The organism is Mesobacillus subterraneus, from assembly GCF_000934845.1.
GTDB lineage: Bacteria > Bacillota > Bacilli > Bacillales > Cytobacillaceae > Mesobacillus > Mesobacillus stamsii.
Map to the genome: position 1 here is coordinate 1 of NZ_JXIQ01000139.1, position 7002 is coordinate 7002.

A 7002-nucleotide genomic window follows, 5' to 3' on the forward strand; every position below is an offset into this window, starting at 1 on the left:
AAAGTAGTCCGAAGTAAGCTCAAGTTCGGACCGGTTTGTGCCATTTTCCGTAAAAGTAGTCCGAAGTATGCCCAAGTTCAGACCGGATTGCGCCTTTTCCGGTAAAAGTAGTCCGAAGTAGGCTCAAGTTTGGAGAGGTTTCCCCCTTTTTCCGTAAAAGTAGTCCGAAGTAGACCAAAGTTCGGACAGGTATCCGTCTTTTTCCGTAAAAGCTGTCCGAAGTAAGCCCAAGTTCGGACAGGTTCCTGCCTTTTTCCGTAAAAGCTGTCCGAAGTAAATAAATTTTTTATAAGTGGGCAAGCTAACGGCAGACTTGTGCAACAGGTCTCAAAAATACCTACTTATGAAAGGGGCTTTTACCGATGAAGAAAAAGCTTTTATTGTTAATTGGCGGATCTTTGCTTTCGGCTATGTTTCTTGCTGGATGCGCGACTAATGGGGATCAAAACCCTCCGCCGGATAGGAACGTCGACAATCCTGCGAACAATAATGGCAATATGAACGACAATAACGGGGTCAATGATAATGGCGTGAACGATCAGAATGTGCCCGACACTCCAGACGTCAACACGAACAACGATGGCGATTTGATGAGGGACAACAATACGCCTGGTGAAGATGCTGTAGAGGACAAAATCGATCGAAATGATAAGAACAATACGGACCAATAGCAAAAAAACGGGCAGGATTGAATTCCTGTCCGTTTTATTCTTTCGACTGTAATATCTTTGGTCTTTGAATGATTTTTTCTTTGAATTCTGCTAGCAGCTGTTCGCCGGTATATCCTTTTTCGAGCAGGTATTCGAGCAGCTTTTCTGGGTAATCGCTTTTTGGTTTTGTTAGCTTTCCTGATAAAAGGATGCTGGCATGGGTCTTTAGCTGTTTCACACTGCTCACTTTTGTCAGGAATGCGGCTGGGTCGTTTTCCTGTTTGGTGATGACGACTTGGACGATGATTTCTTTTTCCTTGTCGAGTGCATCCTGAAAATACGGGATATACTTATGGTCGGTAAAAGCCTCAACAAGCCAGGTGCCTTTGTCATCCTCTTTGTTGATGATCAGGCCGTCCTTCATTTCGATATCTACTAAAGAATCCTCATCAGCCAGCTGCATAGAAATCAGTTTGAACGTCTTCATGTCAACCACCTCCCGTAATACTTGTTCAAATTATAACACAGAGCAATTCGAAAACGAATTTGTCGAATGAAAAATTTGAAATAAAGGGAAATGAATTTTCCGTAGGGCGAGGCAAACGGAAAACTGATAAATTCCATAAAATTCAAGGCAGTTACCGCTTGTTTTTCAGAGGAAAGGACTATTTTCGACATTTTACACACGGCTAAATAAGGAATAGTATCAGGCTATAACAAAGAAAGGAGATGAAAAGGTGATTAATCAAGTTACGCTAGTAGGCAGATTGACGCGGGACCCGGACTTGAGATACACAGCTGAAGGCAAGGCGGTGTCGAATATTACGCTCGCAGTCAACCGGCATTATAAAAATGCCAGCGGCGAAATCGAAGCAGACTTCGTCCATTGTATTCTTTGGGGCAAGACGGCCGAGAACACGACAAACTACTGCAAAAAAGGCGCTATTCTTGGGGTGACTGGCCGCATCCAGACAAGGCAGTATGATAATCAGGACGGGAAGCGTGTCTATGTGACCGAGGTCGTGGCCGATGGAGTAAGATTTTTAAGTTCAAAGTCAGCGCAGCCCGTCCAATCTGTGGCGCAAAGAGAGGAGCTTCCCTTTGCCTAATGAAACTGGCACGATTGAAGGGCTGCTGGTCAGCCTGATTAAAATGGTTGGAAAAAACAATGAGATGATCGACGAACTCAAAAGGCGTGTCCGCCAGCTCGAAGCCGCCTCCAAAGAGCAGCAAATCCATCGCGTCTACTCCTTCATTGCCGAGCCGCCGCGTCCTAACTCCAGCCGAAGAGATTACGTCCCAAAATAATATTCCAAGGCCAAATCGAACATGATCCGCCAAGAGGACATCCAGTTGATTTCATAAAAAGAAACCGCCAAAAGTGCCCTCCAGACGAATCCATCCAGAAGCACATCCAGAATGATCCGCCAGAACTACCCATCTAGATTTATCCACCTAGAACCAACATCCAGAACTACCCATCCAGATTACACCAACCATAACCATCACCCAGAACTCCCAAACCAGAATGACCGACAAAAACAGAACGAACAAAATACACAAGAAGAATTTCCTCGGTACACTTCACTAAGGATCTTCGAGAGAGAAATTCAAGAACAGAATCTCCAATCCCCCTCAAAGTAGACGCCGGCAGAGCAATAGCCGGTTTTTTTTATGCTATGACAAAAACACCAATTCTTGCAAGTCGTCGGTGGAGAGTTCGGTGATCCAGCTGTCGCTTTGGATGATCTGGTCGTTTAGGGTTTGCTTTTTTTCGAGCATTTCGTCGATTTTTTCTTCGAGTGTGCCGGTGCTGATTAGCTTGTGCACGTGGACGAAGCGGCTTTGGCCGATGCGGTAGGCGCGGTCGGTTGCCTGGTTTTCGACGGCTGGGTTCCACCAGCGATCATAATGGACGACGTGGTTCGCTGCGGTTAGATTGAGTCCGGTGCCGCCGGCTTTCAGCGACAGCAGGAACACAGGGAACTGGCGGTCCTGGAACTTCGTGATTAGCTCATCCCGCTTTGCTTTCGGCAGGCTGCCGTTCAGGAACGGGACGTCGATGGAGAATTTCTTTTTCAACGCGGCCTGGATCATCTCGCCCATGTGAATATACTGGGTGAAAATGATGCAGCTTTCTTCCTGTTCGAGGACGGCGCTGACGAGATCGATCATCTTCTCCATCTTCGCCGACCGGTCGATCAGCTGCTGCGGATTTTCTTCCTTCAAATACAGGGCAGGGTGGTTGCACAGCTGCTTTAGCCTGCTTAGCATTTGTAAAATCAGCCCTTTGCGCTCGAAGCCAGACAATGTCTCGATTTTCGCAAAAGTGTCTTTGACGAGCTGCTCGTATAAGGAAGCCTGCTCAGCCGACAGCGGGCAGTATTCCTTCTGCTCTACCTTATCAGGAAGATTGAGCGCCACCTCTTCGTCCTTCTTCGTCCGCCGCAAAAGGAACGGCTTGATCAACGACTGCAGCTTGGCGATTTTTTCGGTTTGCTCTTCCTTTTCAATCGGCAAAATGAATTCTTTCTGAAATTGCCCAGCGCTGCCTAGGTAGCCGCGATTCGTAAAGTCGAAGATCGACCATAGCTCGGACAGCCGGTTTTCCATCGGCGTGCCGGTCAGGGCGATATGATGCCTGCCCTTCAGCTTCCGCACGGCACGCGACTGCTTCGTGTCAGCGTTTTTGATATTCTGTGCCTCATCAATCGCGATCGCGCTCCATTCGACGCTTTCGAGCACTTCGAAGTCCAGATGCGTCAGGCCAAAGGAAGTCAACACCACATCCGCTGCCATTGCTTCTTCGGTAAAAAGGGCCCCCTTCAGGCGGTTCGGCCCGTAATGCAAATGGACGCGCAAATCAGGTGCGAAGCGTTCGAGTTCCTTCTGCCAGTTGCCAAGCACCGACGTCGGACAAATAATCAGCGACGGATGTCCGACGGCTTCCTGTTCCTTTACCGCCAAAATATAGGAGATCAGCTGAACCGTTTTTCCGAGTCCCATATCATCGGCGAGCAAGGCGCCAAATCCGTATGTCCGCAGGAACAGCAGCCAGTTCATTCCGAGCTTTTGGTACGGACGCAGCTCGCCGTGCAAGCCCGCAGGCACCGGGACATCCGGGATTTCCTTCGTTTCCGACAGCTGCTTGATCATCTGCTTCCAGTGGCGGTTCAGCTCGATCTGGATTTTCGCGAACGCACGCGGATCATCGACCTCTTCGTCCGCTTCCTCCTCCGCTGCCAGCTCCTGCTGCAGCAGATCGCGGATATGCAAGCCCTCTTTATCGGCCTTCTTCATCATTTCCTGAATCTGGTGGATGAACCCATGATCCAGCTTAATCCAGCGGCCTCTCAAATAGACGAGCCGGCGCTTTTCATTCACCAGCCGCTGAAAATCGTCCTCGCTTAAGTCGACGCCGTTCATCGAGAAACGCCAGTCATACTCCAGCATCGCGTTCAAGCCGACAAACGAACGGCGGTAGCCAGTCTGGCCCTTCATCCGGGCCTTCACCTTCAGGTTCGCGTTTTTGATCGCTTCCCACCAGGAAGGGAGGAGAATTTCAATCCCGAGCGCAATCAGCGTCTCGCTCGCTTCGGTTAAAAACATCCACGCTTCTTCTTCGGTAAGGAGCGACTTCAAACGGCCGTCTACTTCAAGCTGTGGAAAAATGGCCGCCAGCCGCTTTTCTTCATCGTCCACGCGATCGCTAAACGCTTCCCAGCCGGCAGGATAGCTTGCGTAGTCATCAGCTGCGATCAGCATCGGCTCGTTTTTTCCGCGCAAAAATAATGTAAGATTCCAAGCGCCAAAATCATCGGGTGGCTCCTCGAGCCGCAGCCCGATCGCAAACGGCGCCGGATTTTCCTTGAGGCCAATCCACTCCAGCCAGCGGTCCTCGGTAAAAAACGCTGCCAGTTGCGTTGCCGTCAGCTGCTGGTTCCGCAGCACATCGAGCTTGTCGCCAAGCAAGTATTTCATCGTTTCATTTTCATGAAAATAAGACTCGAGCCCATGATGAAACAGCTCGGCGACGAACTCGCGCACGAGCAACTGGCGATCGTTGATCACCAGCTGCTCTTCCCAGAACGGCTGATGAAACTCATCGAGCACGCTCTCGGGCAGCTTCCAGTGAAACTTCTCGGCGTCCAGCTCGCTGAAATCGGGATGCCATTCCTTCGCCAAGATCGCATCGTAAATCGCATGGGCCGTCGACAGGCAAATATCGCCAGCGGCATCCCACTCCCACTCCACAAGCCGGTTGAAGCTCTCCTTGCCGAACAGCGTCACCAGCTGCCAGGCGCTTACGATCACTCCTTGAGAAACGCCCCATTTGTCTTCGTCCAGCATCGTCCCGTAGTAACTTTCCTTATGCCGGAAAAACAGCAGCTTTTTCCATTTGTATGTCTCCAGCTCCACGCCATTGAGATCCTCGCCAGTTAAAAAATAACGCCCGTCTGCAATCGGGATCACATCGATATGAATCTGCTTGATTTCCATCGTAAACTCCACCTCCCGGAACATCCCCTGCCGTTCCGCTATCGTACTATTTCCGTCATTCTTGTATCAGCTTGCTCCGCTTACACTCCTCGTGAAAGGCACGTAGTCGTTTCGTCTTCACGAGCAGCTTCGCGAAAAATGCTTCCCATTCCGGTGTCCGCTTCAGCTTTTTATAAACAGTCCGCAGTTTTTTCAGGATTCGTACCGCCTGCTTGTAGCTAGTGCGGTTTTTCATCTCGATTAAATCGGCGGCCATTTGGTGGTAGAGCGGAAGCAACACTTCTGGAGCTTCTTTTTGCAAAATCTTCAGCTGTTCACCGGAAATCCCATAATCTTCAAAGCCAAAATAGGACTGCAATTCGCTCCACTGCTGATAGTGTTTTTTTTCAAATAAGGTTTGTTCGTATTGGTAAAAGCTATAAGGCATCGACTGAGCCAGCGCCCGGTCATACAGCTCGCCGCGGCCAAGTTCGCGGGTAAATGTCCGAATCAGATTCAACGCATACTGCGTGAATTTTTTACAGGAATAATAATCGCCCAAGTGCAGTAAATAATTCCGCAGCTGCTGGACGAGGTATTCAATGAACGGCGCCATTCGGTTCCACTCGCGCTGGGCATGGAAGCCATCCAGCCAGTAAAACGAATAGGGAAGGGAGCGGACCGGAAGCACAGTGAACCGCTTGAAGGCATCTCCGTCCTGCTTGGATAATAGCAGCTGGTGGATCAAGGCAACTTCCTCGATTTCATCGCGCTTGCCATCGCCAAACGCTTCCAGCCGTGCTAACTCCGCCTTGCGCCAGGCATTGTCGCGAAAAAGTTTATCCCACAGCAGCCGGTATAAATCAATGCGCTCATAGCTCAATGGAATCGCCGGCACCGTCAAGTGGACCGAATCGTCCTTCAGACGCTCGAGAACAGCATCAAAAGAAAACGGCATCGTCCCGCTGGCGATTCGTTCGATTAGTTTCTCGGCATCATGGTACAAATCCTCAAACAGCGGCCAGTAATATCGTTTTATCGTCGCTTCCTGATCGTGGCCCGCATCAACAGCGAGATCGGTGAGCAAACGGAAGGAATGCAATGTCGCTGCAAGCAGATAGAGAGGTCTCCAGCCAGCCTCCACCGGGGCATAATTCTCCATGCGCATGGCATAGGGGCGAAACAACCCGGAGACAAAATGGGCGTGCGGCTTCCCTTGGGCAAGGACGATTTCCGCGAAATTTTCCTGGAAAAAATCAACCCAGCGATCATAATCAAGCCCTGGATGCTGGTTGTTTTTCACGAGATCTTTCGCGCGCTTCAGCCCCCATTTTTCGGCATTGATCTGTTCGATCGCCGGCTGGCGCCAGTTTGCCACCCAATCGGAGACGCTCGCGACGTCGCTGTAAGCCTGGAAAAAAGCCGCGAGCCGATGGCGGCAAAACGATCCAGAAGGACAGGTGCAGCTGCTTTCCTGCGGATCATCCACATTTAGAAACACACGAACCGGTGTCACGTCCTGGACCGTTGCCCAGATCGAGTTCACCATGTATTTTAAGTGGTGGACCGCCCCTTGATGGTAGAGCATCAGCCCTTTCTGCACAAGGCGCACATCCTCCTGCTCCTCTGGCTTTAGGATCGTATTCAGTTTTGCACCAGCTTCTTTAAAAATCAGTGCCTGGTTTTCCGGTATGACAGCCACAGCAATTCCCCCGTTCCCCCAACAATTTTGCAAATAACCGATGATTCGACAAAAAGCACGGATACTCTTTTATATACTAAATATACTTAAGAAAGAATAAAATTACTTCGAGAATTGTCCAGCTCCAGCGCCTAGCCCCTCGAGACGCCTGTCTAGTGTCGCCTCCTAGAA

At 50.1% G+C, this 7002-nt stretch carries 6 protein-coding genes; 3 read left to right on the forward strand and 3 right to left on the reverse strand.

Going from position 1 to position 7002, the window contains the following annotated elements; translation table 11 throughout:
* Positions 1–362: 362 nt before the first annotated feature.
* Positions 363–671 (forward strand): hypothetical protein, encoded by a 309-nt coding sequence (locus UB32_RS16120; protein ID WP_044395582.1) that lies wholly within the window; start codon positions 363–365, stop codon positions 669–671.
* 34 nt (positions 672–705) lie between these two features.
* Here UB32_RS16120 and UB32_RS16125 read toward each other — a convergent pair whose 3' ends face one another.
* The gene (locus UB32_RS16125) at positions 706–1137 is read right to left on the reverse strand and encodes a YwpF-like family protein (protein WP_044395584.1); all 432 of its coding nucleotides are present in this window, start codon (positions 1135–1137) and stop codon (positions 706–708) included.
* A 250-nt stretch (positions 1138–1387) separates the two neighbouring features.
* Between UB32_RS16125 and ssb the strand changes: the two genes are divergently transcribed.
* Both ssb and UB32_RS16135 read left to right on the forward strand, forming a co-directional pair.
* Complete coding sequence (gene ssb, locus UB32_RS16130) at positions 1388–1759, forward strand: single-stranded DNA-binding protein (RefSeq protein WP_044395586.1); 372 nt, start codon at positions 1388–1390, stop codon at positions 1757–1759.
* Positions 1752–1958 carry a hypothetical protein gene (locus tag UB32_RS16135; RefSeq protein ID WP_044395588.1) on the forward strand — a complete coding sequence of 69 codons (207 nt, stop codon included), beginning with the start codon at positions 1752–1754 and terminating at the stop codon, positions 1956–1958. Before ssb ends, UB32_RS16135 begins: the two co-directional genes overlap by 8 nt.
* A gap of 369 nt (positions 1959–2327) precedes the next feature.
* Here the strand turns inward: UB32_RS16135 and UB32_RS16140 are convergent, their stop codons facing one another.
* Together UB32_RS16140 and UB32_RS16145 are read right to left on the reverse strand one after the other, a co-directional pair.
* Complete coding sequence (locus UB32_RS16140) at positions 2328–5150, reverse strand: DEAD/DEAH box helicase (protein WP_044395590.1); 2823 nt, start codon at positions 5148–5150, stop codon at positions 2328–2330.
* A gap of 55 nt (positions 5151–5205) precedes the next feature.
* Positions 5206–6831 carry an SWIM zinc finger family protein gene (locus UB32_RS16145; protein WP_044395592.1) on the reverse strand — a complete coding sequence of 542 codons (1626 nt, stop codon included), beginning with the start codon at positions 6829–6831 and terminating at the stop codon, positions 5206–5208.
* Positions 6832–7002: the final 171 nt, after the last annotated feature.

Coding starts and splice junctions, on each gene's coding strand:
- UB32_RS16140 (WP_044395590.1), bottom strand. CDS start 5,150: ATGGAAATCAAGCAGATTCATATCGATGTGATCCCGATTGCAGACGGG.
- UB32_RS16120 (WP_044395582.1), top strand. CDS start 363: ATGAAGAAAAAGCTTTTATTGTTAATTGGCGGATCTTTGCTTTCGGCT.
- UB32_RS16125 (WP_044395584.1), bottom strand. CDS start 1,137: ATGAAGACGTTCAAACTGATTTCTATGCAGCTGGCTGATGAGGATTCT.